This is a genomic window from Streptomyces sp. NPDC020362, assembly GCF_040642095.1.
Taxonomy (GTDB): Bacteria; Actinomycetota; Actinomycetes; order Streptomycetales; family Streptomycetaceae; genus Streptomyces.
Genome location: NZ_JBFAET010000005.1, coordinates 113277 through 132882, shown reverse-complemented (window position 1 = coordinate 132882; position 19606 = coordinate 113277). Strand labels below are relative to the sequence as shown.

The following is a 19606-nucleotide window of genomic DNA, read 5'->3' as shown; positions in this document are numbered from 1 at the left end:
TCATTTGTTCGCCGCAAGAATCCCGGCATCTTGGGGTGGTGAGTGAAGCAAATCCGTTCCCATAATGGTCAGTTGTGGTGCTGAATGGGAAGGGCGGGGATACGCAACGGCGCACGCCCGGCACGGCTCGGAGGGCGGCGCTCCTGGCGGCTGAGAGGGGACTGTTCGTGCACGCTTTCTCACACGGCACCACATCGTCGACAGCGGTCGCGGTACCGCCGTCTCTTGCCCTCCCGGTGATCGAGGACTTGTTTCCCCGGCAACTCCACCCGTATTGGCCGAAGCTCCAGGAGAAGACCAGGCAGTGGCTCCTGGAAAAACGGCTCATGCCGGCGGACAAGGTGCGGGAATATGCCGACGGACTTTGCTACACCGACCTCATGGCGGGCTACTACACCAGCGCCCCCGACGACGTCCTGCAGGCCATAGCGGACTACAGCGCCTGGTTCTTCGTCTGGGACGACCGCCACGACCGTGACCGGGTGCACGGGCGGGTGGCCGACTGGCGGCGGCTGAGGTACCGCCTGCACGCGGCCCTCGACGCCCCCCGGTACCACCTGCACCACCCCGACCCCCTGGTCGCGGGGCTCGCGGACGGCGTGCTGCGGCTGTACTCGTTCCTGCCGCACACCTGGAACCGGCGGTTCGCCCGGCACTTCCACGAGGTGATCGAGGCCTACGACCGCGAGTTCCGGAACCGGACCAGGGGGTATGTCCCGAAGGTCGAGGAATACCTTGCCCTCAGGCGGCTCACGTTCGCGCACTGGATATGGACGGACCTGCTGGAGCCGAGCGCCGGGCGTGAACTACCGGACGCCGTAAGGAAACACCCGGCCTATCGTCGTGCGGCGCTGCTCAGTCAGGAATTCGCCGCCTGGTACAACGACCTCTGCTCGTTGCCGAAGGAAATAGCGGGCGACGAGGTGCACAATCTCGGAATCAGTCTCATCACCCATGAGGCGCTCACTCTCGAAGAAGCGGTGGACGAAGTCAGGCGGCGCGTCGAGAAAACCATTCGTGAATTCCTCGACGCCGAGCGGGATGCCCTGCGATTCGCCGACGGACTCGCCGACGGCACGGTCGAGGGAAAGGAATTGAGCGCCGCCGTGCGCGCCTGCGCCGGCTCCATGCGGAACTGGTTCAGTTCCGTCTACTGGTTCCACCACGAGTCCGGCCGGTACATGGTCGACAGCTGGGACGACCGGTCCACGCCCCCGTACGTCAACAACGAAGCGGCAGGTGAGAAATGACCGTCGAGTCTGTGAAGCCCGTGACCTCCGGGACGACGGAACTGCGCGAACCGCCCCTGGCCGGCGGCGCCGTCCCCGTCCTCGGGCACGGTCTGCAACTGGTCCGCGACCCGCTCGCCTTCATGACGGGGCTGCGCGCGCACGGTGATGTCGTACGCCTCAAGCTCGGCCCCAAGACGGTGTACGCCGTCACCACACCGGCGCTCACCGGCGCACTCGCCCTCAGCCCCGACTACAAGATCGACGGGCCGCTGTGGGAGTCCCTCGAGGGGCTGCTCGGCAAGGAAGGCGTCGCCACCGCCAACGGCCCCCGCCACCGCCGACAGCGGCGTACCATCCAGCCCGCGTTCCGGCTCGACGCGATCCCCGGGTACGGGCCGGTCATGGAGGAGGAGGCGCGCGCCCTGACGGAGCGCTGGCAGCCCGGCGAGACCATCGACTGCACCTCGGAGTCCTTCCGGGTCGCCGTGCGGATCGCGGCCCGCTGTCTGCTGCGCGGCGACTTCATGGACGAGCGCGCGGAGCGGCTCAGCGTCGACCTCGCCACCGTCTTCCGTGGCATGTACCGCAGGATGGTCGTCCCGCTCGGGCCCTTGTACCGGCTGCCGTTCCCGGCGAACCGTGAATTCAACCGGGCGCTGGCCGATTTGCATCTGCTGGTCGACGAGATCGTCGCCGAACGGAGGGCATCTGGTCAAAAGCCGGACGATTTGCTGACGGCATTGCTCGAAGCGAAGGACGACAATGGCGACCCCATCGGGGAACAGGAGATCCACGACCAGGTCGTTGCGATAGTCACGCCCGGAAGCGAAACAGTCGCTTCCACGATCATGTGGCTGCTCCAGGTCCTCGCGGAACATCCGGAACACGCCGAGAAGGTGCGCGCCGAAGTCGAATCCGTGACCGGCGGTCGGCCCGTTGGATTCGCGGACGTGCGTGCGCTCAGGCACACCAACAATGTCGTCGTCGAGGCCATGCGGCTGCGGCCCGCCGTTTGGATTCTGACGCGGCGCGCGGTGACCGACACCGCCCTGGGCGGCTATCGCATTCCGGCAGGGGCGGACATCGTCTACAGCCCCTACGCCATCCAGCGCGACGGCCGTTCCTACGACCGGCACCTCGACTTCGACCCGGACCGATGGCTGCCCGAGCGGGCCAAGGACGTGCCGAAGTACGCCATGAGCCCGTTCAGTGTCGGCAACCGCAAGTGCCCCAGCGACCACTTCTCCATGGCTCAGCTGAGCCTGATCACCGCGGCGATCTCGGCGAAGTACCGCTTCGAGCAGGTCGGCGGGTCGAACGACACCACGCGCGTGGGCATCACGCTCCGGCCCCACCGGCTGCTGCTGAGGCCGCTGCCCTGGTAGGCCGCCCGGTACCGGTGCGCGCCGCTCGAGCGGCCTGAGTTCCGGGGCTCTCAGGCCGCCTGAGGGCCCCGGAACGCGCGCCGGTAGGCGTTCGGGGTCGTGCCCAGCGCGCGGACGAACTGGTGGCGCAGCGCCGCCGCGGTGCCGAATCCGGTGCGCGAGGCGATCGTGTCCACGGTCTCGTCCGTGCCCTCCAGCAACTCCTGTGCCAACAGCACCCGTTGGCGCAGGATCCAGCGGTAGGGAGTCGTCCCCGTCTCCTGCTGGAAGCGGCGGGCGAAGGTGCGCGGCGCCATATGGGCGCGGGCGGCGAGCTGCTCGACGGTCACCTCCTGGCCGAGGTGCTCCTCCATCCACACCAGGACCTCGCCGACCGTGTCGCACGGGGCCTTGGGCAGCGGCCGCTCGATGTACTGCGCCTGACCGCCGTCCCGGTGCGGCGGCACCACCATGCGCCGGGCGATCCGGTTGGCGATGTCCGGGCCCTGTTCCCTGCGCACGATGTGCAGACAGGCGTCGATGCCGGCCGCGGTGCCGGCGGAGGTGATCACCGGGTCCTCGTCGACGTAGAGGACGTCCGGCTCGATGACCGCCCGGGGATTGCGCAGCGCCAGCTCGTCGGCGTGACGCCAGTGCACGCTGCACCGCCGTCCGTCGAGCAGCCCGGCCGCACCGAGCACGAAGACGCCCGAGCACACGCTCAGCACACGTGTGCCCCGCTCCACCGCCCGTACCAGGGCGTCGAGCAGGGCGGGCGGATACTCGCGGGTGACGTACTCGCTCCCGGCCGGCACCGCGATCAGGTCGGCCTCCTCCAGCCGCTCCAGGCCGTACGGCGTCGACACCGTGAGCCCGCCGACGTGGGTGCTCAGCGCCTCACCCTCCGCCGAGACCACGGCGAAGTCGTACACCGGCAGTCCCTCGTCGCTGCGGTCGATGCCGAACACCTCGCACACCACACCCAGCTCGAAGGGGTGCACTCCGTCCAGCAGTACGGCGGCCACGTTCTTGAGCATGGGACCAGTGTGCCTCAGGGCTGGCAGTAAATCGATGGTGCACGGCAGTCCTGCCACTCCCGGTCAGGAGCGTTCGGCGCGACAGTGGTGACATGAACGGAAACCAGATCGAAGGCCTGATGGGAATGCTCGCCACGCTCGGCATCCTGGTCCTCCTGGCCCTCCCGTCCGTGCTCGGCATCGTGCGCGACAGGCGCATCGACCGGCAGCTCGGGGAGGCCCAGGAGAACCGCGGAGGCAATCGTCGGAAGAAGGAGACTCAGAAGTCCTCGTCCAGGTCCACGGTGCCCTCCACCGCGACCTGGTACGCCGACGGACGGCGCTCGAAGAAGTTCGTCAGCTCCTGAACACCCTGCAGCTCCATGAAGGAGAAGGGGTTCTCCGAGCCGTACACCGGGGCGAAGCCGAGGCGCGTCAGGCGCTGGTCGGCGACGCACTCCAGGTACTGCCGCATCGACTCGGTGTTCATGCCGGGCAGGCCGTCACCGCACAGGTCGCGCGCGAACTGCAGCTCGGCCTCGACGGCCTCCCGCAGCATGTCGGTGACCTGCTGCTGCAGCTCGTCGTCGAAGAGGTCCGGCTCCTCCTTGCGGACGGTGTCGACCACGTCGAACGCGAAGGACATGTGCATCGTCTCGTCGCGGAACACCCAGTTGGTGCCGGTCGCGAGACCGTGCAGCAGACCCCGGCTGCGGAACCAGTAGACGTACGCGAAGGCGCCGTAGAAGAACAGGCCCTCGATGCACGCGGCGAAGCAGATGAGGTTGAGCAGGAAGCGCCGGCGGTCCGCCCTGGACTCCAGGCGGTCCAGCTTGTCCACCGAGTCCATCCACTTGAAGCAGAAGCCGGCCTTCTCGCGGATGGACGGGATGTTCTCCACGGCCGCGAAGGCGGCGGCGCGGTCGTCCGGGTCGGGAAGGTAGGTGTCGAGCAGCGTCAGATAGAACTGGACGTGCACGGCCTCCTCGAACAGCTGGCGCGACAGGTACAGGCGCGCCTCCGGGGAGTTGATGTGCTTGTACAGCGTCAGCACCAGGTTGTTCGCGACGATCGAGTCGCCCGTCGCGAAGAAGGCCACCAGGCGGCCGATCAGGTGCTGCTCCTCCGGGGACAGCTTCGCGAGGTCGGCGACGTCCGAGTGGAGGTCGACCTCCTCCACGGTCCAGGTGTTCTTGATGGCGTCCCGGTAGCGCTCGTAGAAGTCCGGGTAGCGCATGGGGCGGAGAGTCAGCTCGAAGCCAGGGTCGAGGAGGTTGACGTTACGGGTGGTCATTACTGGCAGGCCTCGCAGGACTCGGGGTTTTCCAGGGAGCAGGCGACGGCGTCGGGGTCGGCCACCTGCTGGACGGGGATGGTCGGCTGGGCCTGCGCGGCGCGGGCGATCCGGGTCGCCGGGCGCGAGCGCAGGTAGTACGTCGTCTTCAGGCCCGACTTCCAGGCGTAGGCGTACATCGAGGAGAGCTTGCCGATCGTCGGCGTCTCCAGGAACAGGTTCAGGGACTGTGCCTGGTCCAGGTACGGGGTGCGGGCCGCGGCCATGTCGATGAGCCCGCGCTGCGGGATCTCCCAGGCCGTGCGGTACAGCGCCCGCACGTCGGCCGGGATCCACACGAAGTCCTGCACGGAGCCGTTGGAGTCGCGCAGCGCCTCACGGGTGCGCGCGTCCCAGACGCCCAGCTCCTTCAGGTCCTGCACCAGGTACGAGTTGACCTGGAGGAACTCGCCGGACAGGGTCTCGCGCTTGAACAGGTTGGAGACCTGCGGCTCGATGCACTCGTACACGCCCGCGATGGAGGCGATGGTCGCGGTCGGGGCGATCGCGAGGAGCAGCGAGTTGCGCATGCCGACCGCGGCGATCCGCTCGCGCAGCGCCGCCCAGCGCTCGGGCCAGGCCGGCTCGACGCCGTAGTGGTCGGGGTGCAGGACACCCTGGGCCGTACGGGTCTTCTCCCAGGCGGGCAGCGGGCCGCTGCGCTCGGCGAGGTCGGCGGAGGCCTCGTACGCGGCGAGCATGATGCGCTCGGCGATCCGCGTGGACAGGGCCTTGGCCTCGGGCGAGCCGAAGGGCAGACGCAGCTTGAAGAAGACGTCCTGCAGACCCATCGCACCCAGGCCCACCGGACGCCACCTGGCGTTGGAGCGGCCCGCCTGCTCGGTCGGGTAGAAGTTGATGTCCACGACACGGTCGAGGAAGGTGACGGCCGTGCGGACGGTCTCGTCCAGGCGCTTCCAGTCGATGTCCCCGTCGCTCACGAAGGCACCGAGGTTGACCGACCCCAGGTTGCAGACCGCGGTCTCCCCGTCGTCCGTGACCTCCAGGATCTCCGTGCAGAGGTTGGAGGAGTGGACGACGTGGCCCGGGGTCGCCGTCTGGTTGGCCGTGCGGTTGGCGGCGTCCTTGAAGGTCATCCAGCCGTTGCCGGTCTGCGCGAGGGTGCGCATCATGCGGCCGTACAGGTCACGGGCCGGGATGGTCTTCTTCGCGAGCCCCGCCGCCTCCGCCCTGCGGTAGGCGGCGTCGAACTCCTCGCCCCACAGGTCGACCAGCTCCGGCACGTCCGCCGGGGAGAACAGCGACCACTGCTCGTCGGCGTTGACCCGGCGCATGAACTCGTCCGGGATCCAGTGCGCGAGGTTCAGGTTGTGCGTACGGCGGGCGTCCTCACCGGTGTTGTCCCGCAGCTCCAGGAACTCCTCGATGTCGGAGTGCCAGGTCTCCAGGTACACGGCCGCGGCACCCTTGCGCCGGCCGCCCTGGTTCACGGCGGCCACCGAGGCGTCCAGGGTCTTCAGGAACGGGACGATGCCGTTGGAGTGCCCGTTGGTGCCGCGGATCAGCGAACCGCGCGAACGGATGCGGGAGTACGACAGACCGATGCCGCCGGCGTGCTTCGAGAGACGGGCGACCTGGTGGTAGCGGTCGTAGATGGAGTCCAGCTCGTCCAGCGGGGAGTCCAGCAGGTAGCAGGACGACATCTGGGGGTGCCGCGTGCCGGAGTTGAACAGGGTGGGGGAGGAGGGCAGGTAGTCCAGGCGGCTCATGAGCCCGTAGAGCGACGCGACCTCGTCCACCGCGCGGGCGCTGTCGTCCTCGGCGAGACCGGCGGCCACACGCAGCATGAAGTGCTGGGGCGTCTCGATGACCTGGCGGGTGATCGGGTGGCGCAGCAGGTAGCGGCTGTGCAGGGTGCGCAGGCCGAAGTAGCCGAAACGGTCGTCGGCGACCGGGTCGATCAGGGAGTCCAGCCGGCCGGCGTGCAGCCGGACGAACTCGGCGGTGCGGTCGGCGACGAGGCCCTCACGGTGGCCCACGGCGACGGACTCGGTGAAGGACGTCACGCCCTGCGAGGCGGCCTCCGCGCGGATGGAGAGGGTCAGCAGCCGGGCGGCCAGCCGGGAGTAGGCAGGGTCCTCGGAGATGAGGCCGGCGGCCGCCTCCGTGGCCAGCTCGCGCAACTCCGCCTCGTCGGCCCGCGCGGACCGGCCGCGCAGCGCGGCCGCGGCGACCCGGCCGGGGTCGGCGTCGGGGAGGTCGGCGGTCAGCTCGGTCAGGGTCCGCAGCAACGCGGCACCGGGACCGTCGGTCTCCACCGGGGCTCCGGTCGCCGGGGTGGCTGAAGCCGGTTCGGCTGGCGCGATGGTCACGTGGGGCTCTCCCTCGCTCGGCACGGGGCCTTGCGGAGGGCAGGGGGCAGCACGACGGCGCACGGCGTCGCGTCCACCAGCCCACTCCACGAGGCCCGGACGTCTCAAGGCACCCGGGCCGGACGGCCGGGTGCGCGCTGCCGACAGGTCCTCGGACTGACACGGGCGTGCGGATGCACGCAAGTACACCGTTGCGGGACAGTTCCGGATTCGCACCGGATTCCCCTGCGACGACAGCGAGGATGAGCATACATCTAGTGCCGGGCTGTCGTGTCACCCCCAGATGTTGTGTCGCCGTGGCTTCAGAGGGTCAACTCGTAGGTGAGGAGAGTGATGTCGTCCAGGTGGGGGAGGGGATTCCAGTCCCGCTCGGGTGTGCGAAGGAAACCCAGGCGCTCGTAGATGCGGTGGGCGCTGTGCATGGTGCGCTGGGTGGACAGGACGATGCCTGTGCAACCCGGGGTGCTGCGGGCCCGGTCGATGCAGGCGAGGACGAGTGCCTCGCCGACGCCCTGGCCGCGGGCGGCTGCCGCGACGGCGAGCATGCGGATCTCGGCCTCTCCCGGGGCCGCGATGTCGGCCATGGGGCCGCCGGAGGGGACGAAGGCGACTCCGCCCAGGACCGTTGTGTCCCGGACGGCCACGAGAACCTCGGCTGCGGCTGCTCGTTTGGCCACGTCTCTCAGCTCACCGAGGTACTCGTCGCTCTCGCCGAAGTCCAGGAGGCCGTCCTGGAGGTAGGCCTGGGCGGTGAGTTCTCCGAGGGCGGCGTATTCGGTGGGGGCTGCGAGGCGGATCACGAGGTCCATGCCGGTGAGTGTGCACGAAACAGCGGGCCGCCGTGGTGGGTGGTTCCCGGCGGCCCGCTGTGGGGTGTGTGGTTGCTCGCGCCCACGCGGCGGGGCCGCATGCCCATACGGCCCCGCGCCCCTTTCGGGGCGCCCTAGTGGGCGCTTCCTGCCGTAGCGGGCGGGAGTTCCACCTCGACTCCCGGCTCGCCCGCGTCCGCCGTGTAGTCCTCCGGGCTGGTCTCGTCGAGGCCCTCGGGGGCCTTCACGGCCTTCAGGACGACGGTCAGGACCAGCGTGACGAGCACGTTCAGCACGAAGGCCGTCAGGCCGATGTAGCCGATCTCGCCGATGCCGGGGATCTCCTTGGCGCTGCCGCCGAAGTGTTTCTGGGTCGGGGAGGCGACCCCGTAGGCGGCCGCCGTGCCGTAGACCATGCCGACCGCCCAGCCGGCCAGCAGCGCCCAGCGGTGGAACCAGCGCGTGAACAGGCCGCCGACCAGCGCCGGGAAGGTCTGCAGGATCCAGATGCCGCCCAGCAGCTGGAAGTTGATGGCGACCGTCTTGTCCATGGTCAGGACGAAGACCAGCGCGCCGACCTTCACCAGCAGCGACACGAACTTGGAGACCTGGGCCTCCTGCTTCGGTGTGGCGTCCGGCTTGAGGAAGTCCTTGTAGATGTTGCGGGTGAAGAGGTTCGCCGCCGCGATCGACATGATGGCCGCCGGGACCAGCGCGCCGATGCCGATCGCCGCGAAGGCCACGCCCGCGAACCAGTCCGGGAACATGTCCTCGAACAGCTGCGGGATCGCCAGCTGGCCGTTGGTGACCTTCACACCGGCCGCGATCGCCATGAAGCCGAGCAGGGCCAGCAGGCCCAGCATCAGCGAGTACAGCGGCAGGATCGTGGTGTTGCGGCGGATCACCTCACGGCTCCTGGACGACAGCGTCGCGGTGATCGAGTGCGGGTACATGAACAGCGCGAGAGCCGAGCCGAGCGCCAGTGTGGCGTACGTCCACTGGCCCGCCTCCGGCGGGGCGAGCGCGCCGCGCTGCTTGCCGGTGGCGGGGTTGACCTGGTTGAGCGCGTGACCCGCCTTGGCGAAGATGTCGTCGAACCCGCCGAGCTTGATCGGGATGTAGATGATCGCCACCACGATCACGATGTAGATCAGCGTGTCCTTGACGAACGCGATCAGCGCGGGGGCGCGCAGGCCCGAGGAGTAGGTGTACGCCGCCAGCACACCGAAGGCGATGAGCAGGGGCAGGTCCTTCACGAACCAGTTGGTGTTGTCACCGCCGCCCACGCCCATCACGTCCAGCACCGCCTGGATGCCGACGAGCTGGAGCGCGATGTACGGCATCGTGGCCAGGATGCCGGTCAGCGCCACGGCCAGCGACAGGCCCTTGGAGCCGAAGCGGCCGCGCACGAAGTCCGAGGTCGTCACATAGCCGTGCTTGTGGGACACCGACCACAGGCGGGGCAGGAACGTGAAGATCAGCGGGTAGACCAGGATCGTGTAGGGCACCGCGAAGAATCCGGCCGCGCCCGCCGCGTAGATCGCCGCCGGTACGGCGACGAACGTGTACGCCGTGTACAGGTCTCCGCCGAGCAGGAACCAGGTGACCCAGGTGCCGAACGACCGTCCGCCCAGGCCCCATTCGTCCAGGGAGTGCTCATTGTCGGCCCTGCGCCAGCGGGCGGCCAGGAAGCCCATGACCGTGACGGCCAGGAAGAAGAAGATGAAGACGCCGAGCGCGACGCCGTTGACGCCGCCCTTCACTGCGCCGCACCCCCCTTCGTGTCCCTGCGGCCGCGCTGGTCACGCTGCCAGAGCTGGTACGCCAGCACCGTGAGCGCGGTGGAGATCAGCACCCACAGCATCTGGTACCAGTAGAAGAACGGGATCCCGATGAAGGCCGGATCCGTCTTGGCGTACGAGCCGACCCACAGCATCGCCGCGAAGGGCGCGACGAGACAGAGGGCGATGATCACGCGGACCGGCGTCACGACCGGTGGTCTCACTTCAGGCGTTTCGGACATGCCACGGCTCCGTCCCCTCGCTGATCACCTGTGTAATGCGCAGGCAATCTAGGTGACAGTGTCGCGGCAGCGGAAGACCTCGTCCGTATATCGGTATGTCGATTTGGGGGTTGAGGTGTGAAGACCCCAACTCCTGCTAGTCCTGAGGGTGCTTGAGCCGCGCCACGCTGCATCGTCCCTGGAGCTGCGTCGGACGTGCGGCTGCCGCCGCGTGGCCCCCGGACCCCCGGCCTGTCGTGCTCTCGGCCGCTTTCATTCCGCAGGCCGCTTCAGCCGGGCCACGAACTTGTACCGGTCGCCCCGGTAGACGGACCGGACCCACTCCACCGGCTTGCCCTCGCGGTCCAGGGAGTGGCGGGAGAGCATCAGCATCGGCAGACCCACGTCGGTGCCGAGCAGGCCCGCCTCGCGCGGGGTGGCCAGCGAGGTCTCGATCGTCTCCTCCGCCTCGGCGAGATGGACGTCGTAGACCTCGGCGAGGGCGGTGTAGAGGGAGGTGTACTTCACGAGCGAGCGCCTGAGGGCCGGGAAGCGCTTGGCCGACAGATGGGTGGTCTCGATCGCCATCGGCTCGCCGTTGGCCATGCGCAGCCGCTCGATGCGCAGCACGCGTCCGCCCGCCGTGATGTCGAGCAGCTCGGCGAGCCGGTCGTCGGCGGTGATGTAGCCGACGTCCAGCAGCTGTGAGGTGGGCTCCAGGCCCTGGGCCCGCATGTCCTCGGTGTAGGAGGTGAGCTGCAGCGCCTGGGACACCTTCGGCTTGGCGACGAAGGTGCCCTTGCCCTGGATGCGTTCGAGGCGGCCCTCGACGACGAGTTCCTGCAGGGCCTGGCGGACGGTGGTGCGGGAGGTGTCGAACTCGGCCGCCAGCGTGCGCTCGGGCGGGACCGGAGTGCCCGGCGCCTGCGTCTCCGTCATGTCGAGCAGGTGCTTCTTCAAGCGGTAGTACTTGGGCACACGCGCGGTACGGACCGTCCCGGCCTCGTTCTCCGCACTGCCGACGTCGGTGCTCATGCTCTGCCTTCCCGGCTCCTGATGCCGAAAGCGACCGACATCCCATCGGCCACGGCTCACATCGTGGCACGGCTTCGTGGATCAGGACTCCACCTGCACGCTCCGTGATCCTCTCTATATACCGTCGGACCCGCTGCTGGTCTAGTCCAGCAGGCGGGTGCCGCCGCCGCGACCGGAGACGGGCGGGTGCCTGTGACGGCAACGGCACCCGCCCCCAGGGTCAGACCCCCTGCCAGTCCGGCTTGTGCGCGTAGGCGTGCCGGAAGTAGTCGGCCAGCTTCAGCTTGGACGCGGCGGCCTCGTCGACGACCACCGTGGCGTGCGGGTGCAGCTGGAGCGCCGAGGCCGGGCAGACGGCCGCGACCGGTCCCTCGACGGTCGCGGCGACCGCATCCGCCTTGCCCTCGCCCGTCGCGAGCAGCACCAGGTGGCGGGCCTCCAGGATGGTGCCGATGCCCTGGGTGATGACGTGGTGCGGCACCTGCGCGATGTCGCCGTCGAAGAAGCGCGCGTTGTCGATCCGGGTCTGCTCGGTCAGCGTCTTGATCCGGGTGCGCGAGGCGAGCGAGGAGCACGGCTCGTTGAACCCGATGTGCCCGTCCGTCCCGATCCCCAGCAGCTGCAGATCCACTCCGCCGGCCTCCGCGAGCGCCCGGTCGTAGGCCTCGCACGCCGCCTGGACGTCCTCGGCCGTGCCGTCCGGGCCCATGAACGCGTCCATCCCGATGCCGAGCGGCTCCAGCACCTCCCGGCGCAGCACCGAGCGGTAGGACTCGGGATGCTCGGCGGGCAGCCCGACGTATTCGTCGAGCTGGGCTATGCGGGCCCGCGTGGTCTCCACGGCGCCGGAGCGCACCCTGGCGGTCAGTGCCTGGTAGATGGGCAGCGGGGTGGAGCCGGTGGCCACACCGAGCAGGGCGTCGGGCTTGCGTCTCAGCAGCTGGGCCATGGCCTCGGCGATCAGCTCGCCGCCCGCCGCGGCGTCCGGAACGATGACAACTTCCACGCTGGGCCTGCCGTTCTGAAGAGGTCCTGGAGGGCTGGGAGAGGTCGGAGCAGAGGTCTCTATGTGGTTTAGACCAATCTAACAGAATTGACCTCCCGGGCCCAGGTGAGGCGGCTCCTACGTCAGTGAACCTCCCGTCGCGTCCAGCCAGTGCCCGGTCACCCACCGCGCGTCCTCCGAGACGAGAAAGGCGACCGCGTCGGCGATGTCGGCCGGCGTGCCCACCCGGCCCAGCGCCGAGTGCGCCGCCGCGCCCCGCCATGCCTCGTCGCTCGCGCGCAGCCATCCGGCGTTGACGTCGGTGTCCACGATGCCGGGCGCGACCGAGTTCACCGTGATGCCGCGCGTGCCCAGCACCTTGGACAGGTCCCGGGTGAGGACGTCCAGCGCCGCTTTCGTCATCGCGTAGGGCATCAGCTCGGGCATCACGGCGGCCCGCGCCAGCCCGGACGATATGTTCACCACCCGCCCGCCGTCCCGCAGTCGCCGCGCCCCGAGCCGGGTGATGAAGTGCGGCGCCTTCACATTCACCGCGAACAGCCGGTCGTACTCCTCCTCTCCGATCTCCTCGAAGGGGCGGGAGGTGCCGATCCCCGCGTTGTTCACCAGGATGTCCACGCCGTCCGCGTGCCGGTCGAACTCCTCCCACAGCCGCTCGGCGTCCCCCGGAACCCCCAGCTCCGCCCGGATCGCGAACGCGGAGCCGCCCTCCGCCTCGATCGCGGCCACCGTCTGCCCGGCCGCCGCCTCATTGCTGCCGTAGTGCACCGCGACGCGTGCCCCGTCCCGCCCCAGTCGCTCGGCGATGCCCCGTCCGATGCCCCGACTTGCGCCCGTGACCAGCGCCGTCTTCCCCGTGAGTGCACCCATGCCTGCCACCCCTCATTTATCTAGCGGTCGCTACATAAAAACCGTACAGCACACCGGCGACATTTCTCTAGGGGGCGCTATAAAATGCACTCCATGGTGAGCGCCCGGGAGACGACCCAGGAGACGGCAGAGGCGAAAGAGCAGGTCAGGACGTCCAGGTCGCGGGGGCGCCCGCGCTCCTTCGACCGTGCCACCGCACTGGAGAAGGCGCTCATGGCCTTCTGGGAGCACGGCTACGAGGCGACCTCGGTCTCCGATCTCACCCGGATCATGGGCATCGGCGCCCCGAGCCTGTACGCGGCCTTCGGGGACAAGCGGACCCTGTTCGAGGAGGTCGTCCGGGTCTACGCCGACACCCACGGTGCGTTCGGCGACCGCGCCCTCGCCGAGGAGCCGACCGCCCGCGCCGCCGTCGAGCGGACGCTGCGCGAGGCGGCCGTCGAGTACACCGACCCCGCCCACCCGTACGGGTGCCTCGTCGTCCACGCGGCCACCAACTGCACCAGCCCCGAGGTCGAGGAGCTGCTGCGGGAGCGGCGCAACGCGAGCATCGCGGCCCTGGAGTCCCGCATCCGGGCCGACACGGCAGCCGGCCGGCTGCCGGCCGGTACCGACGCCGCTGCACTCGCCCGGCACACCGGAGCCATGATCCAGGGCATGTCCCAGCAGGCCCGGGACGGCGCGAGCCGCGCGGAACTGGCGGCGCTCGCGGAAATTGCCATGACCATCTGGCCCCAGGGCTGACCCGGGCGGGCTAGGCTGCGTGGCATCGAGTGCCGACGGACTTCAACACATACTCTCTCGCTCATGGACACGCCATCGTGGTCTAGTCCACAATGCGTAGGGGACAATCGTAGGGAAAACTGAACAGCTTCCGTCTTCCCCGCACAGGAAGACGGACCGAGGAACCGGAGCTCTCTGCCCTGACTGCGCCGGCTCCTCGGCCTTCGGCCGACCGGGACCGCACACCCCGCGGCCGATGATGCTCCGGGCTGCGGTGCCGGGAGGGTTGAGGGTCCCTCTCAGGCGCCGCGGCCCGCGGGTGTTTTCCGGCCATGTGTGCGCCCCGGGTACGCTCGCAGACGTGCCCTCCATGAACGAACTCGTACGCCAGCACACGGCCCTCGGTGACTCCGATCTCGAGTGGCTCCACCTGCTGGTCTCGGAGTGGCAGCTGCTCTCCGACCTCTCCTTCGCCGACCTGGTCCTGTGGGTCCCCACCCGCGACGGCACCCGGTACGTCTCGGTCGCCCAGATGCGTCCCAACACCGGACCGACTTCCTACCAGGACGACATGGTCGGCCACCTGGTCCCGCGCGGCCGGCGGCCCATGCTGGACGCGGCGCTGGACGAGGGCCGGATCGTGCGCGAGGGCGACCCGGAGTGGCGCGAAGAGGTCCCCGTCCGGGTCGAGTCGATCCCCGTACGGCGCGAGGGCCGGGTCCTCGGTGTCATCGCCCGCAACACCAACCTGCTCACCGTCCGCACCCCGAGCCGCCTCGAGCTGACCTATCTGCAGAGCGCCTCGGACCTCGCGCAGATGATCGCGGCCGGCTCCTTCCCCTTCCCCGGCCAGCAGGTCGACATGGACGCCTCGCCGCGCGTCGGCGACGGCCTGATCAGGCTGGATGCGGACGGCACCGTCCAGTACGCCTCCCCGAACGCCCTCTCCGCCTACCACCACCTCGGCCTCGCCGCCGACCTGGTCGGCCAGCACCTGGGGCAGACCACCGCCGAACTCGCCCCGACCCGGGGTCCGGTGGACGAGGCGCTCGCCAAGCTGGCGAGCGGCTGGGCGCCGCGCGAGTTCGAGATCGAGGCGAACGACGGGGTGATCCAGTTCCGGGCCATCCCGCTCAAGCCCAAGGGCACCCGCATCGGATCCCTCGTGCTGCTCCGGGACGTCACCGAACTCCGCCGCCGTGAGCGGGAGTTGATCACCAAGGATGCGACCATCCGGGAGATCCACCACCGGGTGAAGAACAACCTCCAGACCGTCGCGGCCCTGCTGCGTCTGCAGGCCCGGCGCATCGACTCCGAGCGCGGCCGGGAGGCCCTGGAGGAGGCCGTGCGCCGTGTCGGCTCGATCGCGATCGTCCACGAGACGCTGTCGCAGAACCTCGACGAGCGGGTGGAGTTCGACGACATCGCCGACCGGGTCCTCGCGATGGTCGCCGAGATCTCGCCCGGCAAGGTGACGGGCCGGCGCACCGGGCGGTTCGGGATCCTCGACGCCGAGGTCGCCACCCCGCTGTCGATGGTCCTCACCGAGATCCTGCAGAACGCCCTGGAGCACGGCTTCCGCGAGGGCGACACCGGCACGGTCGAGGTCTCCGCGGTGCGCGGTGGCACCACCAAGGAGGCCCGCCTCCTCGTCACCGTCCAGGACGACGGCGTCGGGCTGCCCGAGGGCTTCGACCCGCACCGCTCGGGCAACCTCGGTCTGCAGATCGTACGAACGCTGGTGGAGGGCGAGTTGGGCGGGACCTTCGACATGGTCCCTGCGCCCGGACGGGGGACGCGGGTGATCCTGGACGTTCCGGTGCGGGCGCAGAAGTAGAAAGCACCCGGACGGCCGAACGGAATGCCCTCCTGCACCGCCCCGAACGGCCCCGAACAGCATTGAGCCCCGGACCACTTGGTGGCCCGGGGCTTAAAGCTCGTTGCTGCTCTGCTATGTCGCTAAGCGCATCGGGGGTACTGCGCGCTGCGGCTCGGGGGCGGGAGATGCGTACTCGCTGTACGCGCCGCCAAGCTCAGGCTGTCAGCAGGGGTGGGAGTGTCAGGCGGAGGCCTGACGAGCCCGGTTGCGGGCGGCGCGGCGCTTCATCGCGCGGCGCTCGTCCTCGCTGAGACCACCCCAGACGCCGGAGTCCTGACCGGACTCGAGCGCCCACTGCAGACACTGCTCGATCACCGGGCAGCGACGGCAGACGGCCTTGGCTTCCTCGATCTGCAGCAGCGCAGGACCGGTGTTGCCGATGGGGAAGAAGAGCTCGGGGTCTTCCTCGCGGCAAACGGCGTTGTGACGCCAGTCCATGGCTGCTACCTCTCCTTGGTATTACATGCAAGTTGCTTGTGAATGTGAACGCTTTCACGAATCCCTCAACAAGTGAAGGGCCGACCGCCGAGTCTTCCCCGGCGTGGTCCTGTGGTTTGAAGAGGGGTTCCGGTGATCAGTGGAGGCCGGTGTTGCGGGCCGTCCCGATCGCCACGTAGAGACTCGCAAACCTCAGCGACGGATACAACCCCTTCCGGAAAGTTTTTTTTGATTCCTCGGTGTCGACTGGGTCACAGCCGTACTTCCATGGGGTGGATCCTGGCCTAAACGTTCGAGTGAAAGGACTTTCGCCCGTTCCGCTCACACAATCACACGCAGTGCGCGGCGTACGCCTGTGAACGTCACGCTGGTACGCAGTCCTAGGTGGTCGCCGTCCATCTGAAGGGGGAGGGGGGCCTTCGAATGCAAGGTGAACCGGTCCAGGTCGTGCAGGGAGAGGACGTGCTTGCCGTGGGGTCCCCGCTCGGGGGACGAAGTGAGCAACTGCGTGCCATACCGGGCAACCGCGGCCGTCGACAGACGGCTGAGACCGAGCACGTCGACGCCCGTGTCGAACGAGGCCTTAGGTGACGTGTACATCGGGCGATTGCCGAGATACGTCCATGGAGACGTGTTCGAGACTATGGCGACAACGAGATCGGCGACCGGGTCCGCCCCGGGACGCTCAAGGGTGATCGGGCCGCGCCGTCGGTGCTGCTCGCCGACGAACTGGCGGACCACCTGACGGACGTACAAGGCGTGGGTCGACTTCTTGCCGCGCTCGCGCTGCTGCTCGACCCGGCCGACCACACCCGCATCGAAGCCGAGTCCGGCGTTGAAGGTGAACCAGCGGTCCGGCACCGCCTCGTCCTCGGTGCCGGGCGTGCCCGAGGTCAGACCGAGTCCGACCAGCCGCTCGCTGCCGTCGCGCAGGGCGTCCAGCAGGGCGCCGGTGGCGTCGACGGGGTCGTTGGGCAGGCCCAGGGCGCGGGCGAAGACATTGGTGGAGCCGCCCGGGACCACGGCGAGGCCGGGCAGGCGGTCCGGGTCGGGGCCGGCGTGCAGGAGGCCGTTGACGACCTCGTTGACGGTGCCGTCGCCGCCGAGGGCCACGACCAGGTCGATGTCGTCGCTCTCCGCAGCCTGCCGGCCCAGGTCGCGCGCATGGCCGCGGTACTCGGTGGTGACCGCTTCCAGCTTCATCTCGCTGGCCAGCGCGTGGATCAGCACATCACGCCTGCGTGCGCTTGTGGTGGTTGCCGCCGGATTGACCACGAGAAGTGCACGCATGGATGGCAGCGTACCTACTGGGGGGTACCCGGCCCAGCCCGAGGTAGGGATCCGGTAAGAGCAGGGGACGTGAGCCTGACCACCCACGACTGCGCCGCAGGCGGGGCGGAGGCGGCCGCCGCGGGGTGCGGGGCTACGCTTCGGGGGTGAGCAGTGAGCAGAACTCCGCCCCGGACACCACCGAACCCGCCGCGGTCGACGGCCCCCGCCCGCGTCGGCTGATGTACGCGGCGGTGCTGAGCACCCTGGAGGGCGCGGCGCTGGTGGTCGGCGGCGCGTGGACGCTCGTCCTCGGCCTCACCGGTGACCCGGACGACAGGCAGCAGGCCGTCACCCTGGGTGTCACGCTGATCGTCCTGGCGCTGCTCCCGCTGCTGGCCGCGCGCGGCCTGCTGCTGCGCCGCAGCTGGAGCCGTGGCCCTGCGTTGATCACCCAGCTCATGGCCCTGCCGGTCGCCTACAGCCTGCTCCAGGCGGAGAGCATGGCGATCCCGGCGGGCATCGCACTGGCCGTGGTCGCGGTCGCCTCGCTGGTCCTGCTGGTGAACCCGGCCACGACCCGGGCCCTGGGGATCAAGGGTCCGGGCCGCACCGGGGAAACGAAGCCGCAGTAGCCGTACGGCGACTGTCCTACTCCTCGACCAGCAGCTTCTCGCGCAGCTGGGCCAGTGTCCGGGCGAGCAGCCGGGAGACGTGCATCTGGGAGATGCCGACCTCCTGGGCGATCTGCGACTGGGTCATGTTCCCGAAGAAGCGCAGCAGCAGGATCCGCTTCTCGCGCGGAGGCAGGTCCTCCAGCAGCGGCTTGAGGGACTCGCGGTACTCCACGCCCTCCAGCGCCTCGTCCTCGGCGCCGAGGGTGTCGGCGACCGCCGGGGACTCGTCGTCGGTGTCGGGGACGTCCAGGGACAGCGTGGAGTACGCGTTGGCGGACTCCAGGCCCTCCAGGACCTCCTCCTCGGAGATCGCGAGCTTCTCGGCGAGCTCGTGAACCGTGGGGGAGCGGCCGTGCAGCTGGGACAGCTCGGCCGTCGCCGTGGTCAGCGCGAGCCGCAGCTCCTGGAGGCGGCGCGGCACGCGGACCGCCCAGCCCTTGTCGCGGAAGTGCCGCTTGATCTCGCCGACGACGGTCGGGGTGGCGTACGTGGAGAACTCCACGCCACGCTCCGGGTCGAAGCGGTCGACGGACTTGATCAGGCCGATCGTGGCGACCTGGGTGAGGTCGTCCAGCGGCTCGCCGCGGTTGCGGAAGCGGCGGGCCAGGTGCTCGACGAGCGGCAGGTGCATACGGACCAGCTGGTTGCGCAGTTCCGCGTACTGGGGGCTGCCCTGGTTCAGCTTGCGCAGCTCGATGAACATGGCACGCGCCCCGCTGCGGTCATGCGGGTCGTGCTGGGTGGCCTGCACGGCCTCCGCGCCCAGCGCGTCGTCCTCGGCGTATCGCTCGTGCTCGCTCATCGTCCCGCCCGTAGCCCTTCCCCGAGCCCTCGCCCCCGCGCGGGTGGCGGGCCCGACCCCGCCGCGTCCCTCCGGAGGCGCGCTCTGCACGGCACCGTCTGGGCCGGCCTGCGCGGAGTCGTCCTCCGGATGCGGTCTGGCCTGCTCGGGGATGCCGTCGATGCCGTCAGCCATGCGTCGGGAAGCATCCGTGGGGCCCGTGGCCCCCGTCGGCAGCTCCCGTGTGCCGCGCTCTTCGTCCCGCACCGGCCCGTCCCCGTTCCTCACGCCGGCCCAGGGCCTGCGCCGCGCTGTTTGTAGAGGCTGATGGACACGGTCTTGTCCTCGTCGACGGCCGAGGAGACCTTGCCCGCCAGGGCCGAGAGCACCGTCCAGGCGAAGGTGTCCCGTGAGGGGGCGTGGCCGTCGGTGGTCGGTGCCGAGACCGTGACCTCCAGAGAGTCGTCGACGAGCCGGAAGACGCAGCTGAGCACGGAGCCGGGCACGGCCTGCTGCAGCAGGATCGCGCAGGCCTCGTCCACGGCGATGCGCAGGTCCTCGATCTCGTCCAGGGTGAAGTCCAAGCGGGCGGCGAGACCGGCCGTGGCCGTCCGCAGCACTGACAGGTAGGCACCCGCAGCCGGCAGCCGGACTTCCACGAAGTCCTGGGTCGCGGGCTCGCCTGCGATCTGGGACACCCTCACCTCCATGGTGGTACAAGCTTTACGGGGCCGAGGGTCGCCCCCCGGGGTAACGCGTTCATGGTTCCGCGGTGACGCTATCGCGCTCCTGACGGTCCTGTCCCCGGGACCCCAACCCCCTGGCGTCACTCACAGTAA

At 69.5% G+C, this 19606-nt stretch carries 19 protein-coding genes and 1 riboswitch; of the genes, 6 read left to right on the top strand and 13 right to left on the bottom strand.

All coding sequences use genetic code 11. The annotated features are described in order from the left end of the window. Positions 1-167: 167 nt before the first annotated feature. Both cyc1 and AB0H32_RS04235 read left to right on the top strand, forming a co-directional pair. On the top strand, positions 168-1250 hold the full coding sequence (gene cyc1, locus AB0H32_RS04240; RefSeq protein WP_361113906.1) for an epi-isozizaene synthase: 1083 nt from the start codon (positions 168-170) through the stop codon (positions 1248-1250). Next, on the top strand, positions 1247-2617 hold the full coding sequence (locus tag AB0H32_RS04235) for a cytochrome P450 (RefSeq protein ID WP_361113903.1): 1371 nt from the start codon (positions 1247-1249) through the stop codon (positions 2615-2617). Before cyc1 ends, AB0H32_RS04235 begins: the two co-directional genes overlap by 4 nt. A gap of 50 nt (positions 2618-2667) precedes the next feature. Here AB0H32_RS04235 and AB0H32_RS04230 read toward each other — a convergent pair whose 3' ends face one another. Continuing rightward, positions 2668-3633 (bottom strand): helix-turn-helix domain-containing protein, encoded by a 966-nt coding sequence (locus tag AB0H32_RS04230; RefSeq protein ID WP_361113900.1) that lies wholly within the window; start codon positions 3631-3633, stop codon positions 2668-2670. A 92-nt stretch (positions 3634-3725) separates the two neighbouring features. Here AB0H32_RS04230 and AB0H32_RS04225 point away from each other — a divergent pair, with 92 nt between their 5' ends. Further along, entirely contained in the window at positions 3726-3980 is a 255-nt protein-coding gene (locus AB0H32_RS04225) for a hypothetical protein (protein ID WP_361113897.1), read from the top strand. Here the strand turns inward: AB0H32_RS04225 and AB0H32_RS04220 are convergent. The 8 genes from AB0H32_RS04220 to AB0H32_RS04185 all read right to left on the bottom strand — a co-directional run bounded on the left by AB0H32_RS04220 (position 3893) and on the right by AB0H32_RS04185 (position 13000). After that, on the bottom strand, positions 3893-4906 hold the full coding sequence (locus tag AB0H32_RS04220) for a ribonucleotide-diphosphate reductase subunit beta (RefSeq protein WP_361113894.1): 1014 nt from the start codon (positions 4904-4906) through the stop codon (positions 3893-3895). The genes AB0H32_RS04225 and AB0H32_RS04220 overlap by 88 nt on opposite strands. After that, positions 4906-7278 (bottom strand): ribonucleoside-diphosphate reductase subunit alpha, encoded by a 2373-nt coding sequence (locus tag AB0H32_RS04215; RefSeq protein ID WP_361113891.1) that lies wholly within the window; start codon positions 7276-7278, stop codon positions 4906-4908. The genes AB0H32_RS04220 and AB0H32_RS04215 overlap by 1 nt, the downstream gene beginning before the upstream one ends. Positions 7279-7402: 124 nt before the next feature. After that, positions 7403-7541: riboswitch (cobalamin riboswitch) on the bottom strand. A 39-nt stretch (positions 7542-7580) separates the two neighbouring features. Continuing rightward, the gene (locus AB0H32_RS04210) at positions 7581-8087 is read right to left on the bottom strand and encodes a GNAT family N-acetyltransferase (RefSeq protein ID WP_361113888.1); all 507 of its coding nucleotides are present in this window, start codon (positions 8085-8087) and stop codon (positions 7581-7583) included. 134 nt (positions 8088-8221) lie between these two features. Next, positions 8222-9850, bottom strand: coding sequence for a monocarboxylate uptake permease MctP (mctP, locus tag AB0H32_RS04205; RefSeq protein WP_361113885.1), 1629 nt, complete (start codon positions 9848-9850; stop codon positions 8222-8224). Continuing rightward, positions 9847-10110 carry a DUF3311 domain-containing protein gene (locus AB0H32_RS04200; protein WP_361113882.1) on the bottom strand — a complete coding sequence of 88 codons (264 nt, stop codon included), beginning with the start codon at positions 10108-10110 and terminating at the stop codon, positions 9847-9849. The genes mctP and AB0H32_RS04200 overlap by 4 nt, the downstream gene beginning before the upstream one ends. A gap of 252 nt (positions 10111-10362) precedes the next feature. Beyond that, positions 10363-11124, bottom strand: a complete 762-nt coding sequence (locus AB0H32_RS04195; protein WP_361113879.1) for a GntR family transcriptional regulator — start codon at positions 11122-11124, stop codon at positions 10363-10365. A gap of 220 nt (positions 11125-11344) precedes the next feature. Continuing rightward, complete coding sequence (gene nagB / locus AB0H32_RS04190) at positions 11345-12130, bottom strand: glucosamine-6-phosphate deaminase (protein WP_361113876.1); 786 nt, start codon at positions 12128-12130, stop codon at positions 11345-11347. Between the two features lie 117 nt (positions 12131-12247). Continuing rightward, positions 12248-13000, bottom strand: a complete 753-nt coding sequence (locus AB0H32_RS04185; RefSeq protein ID WP_361113873.1) for an SDR family oxidoreductase — start codon at positions 12998-13000, stop codon at positions 12248-12250. Positions 13001-13093: 93 nt separating this feature from the next. On the opposite strand from AB0H32_RS04185, the gene AB0H32_RS04180 reads away from it, so the two are divergent. Both AB0H32_RS04180 and AB0H32_RS04175 read left to right on the top strand, forming a co-directional pair. Beyond that, the gene (locus AB0H32_RS04180) at positions 13094-13744 is read left to right on the top strand and encodes a TetR/AcrR family transcriptional regulator (protein WP_361113870.1); all 651 of its coding nucleotides are present in this window, start codon (positions 13094-13096) and stop codon (positions 13742-13744) included. Between the two features lie 340 nt (positions 13745-14084). Continuing rightward, positions 14085-15560: a PAS domain-containing sensor histidine kinase gene (locus AB0H32_RS04175; RefSeq protein WP_361113867.1), complete on the top strand. Its 1476-nt coding sequence runs from the start codon at positions 14085-14087 to the stop codon at positions 15558-15560. Between the two features lie 222 nt (positions 15561-15782). Here the strand turns inward: AB0H32_RS04175 and AB0H32_RS04170 are convergent, their stop codons facing one another. Together AB0H32_RS04170 and AB0H32_RS04165 are read right to left on the bottom strand one after the other, a co-directional pair. Then, positions 15783-16040, bottom strand: coding sequence for a WhiB family transcriptional regulator (locus AB0H32_RS04170; RefSeq protein WP_003992873.1), 258 nt, complete (start codon positions 16038-16040; stop codon positions 15783-15785). Positions 16041-16361: 321 nt separating this feature from the next. Then, the gene (locus AB0H32_RS04165) at positions 16362-17330 is read right to left on the bottom strand and encodes a diacylglycerol kinase family protein (protein ID WP_361113864.1); all 969 of its coding nucleotides are present in this window, start codon (positions 17328-17330) and stop codon (positions 16362-16364) included. Between the two features lie 146 nt (positions 17331-17476). Here AB0H32_RS04165 and AB0H32_RS04160 point away from each other — a divergent pair, with 146 nt between their 5' ends. Further along, on the top strand, positions 17477-17944 hold the full coding sequence (locus AB0H32_RS04160) for a hypothetical protein (protein ID WP_361113861.1): 468 nt from the start codon (positions 17477-17479) through the stop codon (positions 17942-17944). 16 nt (positions 17945-17960) lie between these two features. Here the strand turns inward: AB0H32_RS04160 and AB0H32_RS04155 are convergent, their stop codons facing one another. Both AB0H32_RS04155 and AB0H32_RS04150 read right to left on the bottom strand, forming a co-directional pair. Continuing rightward, on the bottom strand, positions 17961-19163 hold the full coding sequence (locus tag AB0H32_RS04155) for an RNA polymerase sigma factor SigF (RefSeq protein ID WP_361113989.1): 1203 nt from the start codon (positions 19161-19163) through the stop codon (positions 17961-17963). Beyond that, positions 19052-19465 carry an anti-sigma regulatory factor gene (locus tag AB0H32_RS04150; protein WP_004925829.1) on the bottom strand — a complete coding sequence of 138 codons (414 nt, stop codon included), beginning with the start codon at positions 19463-19465 and terminating at the stop codon, positions 19052-19054. Before AB0H32_RS04150 ends, AB0H32_RS04155 begins: the two co-directional genes overlap by 112 nt. Positions 19466-19606: the final 141 nt, after the last annotated feature.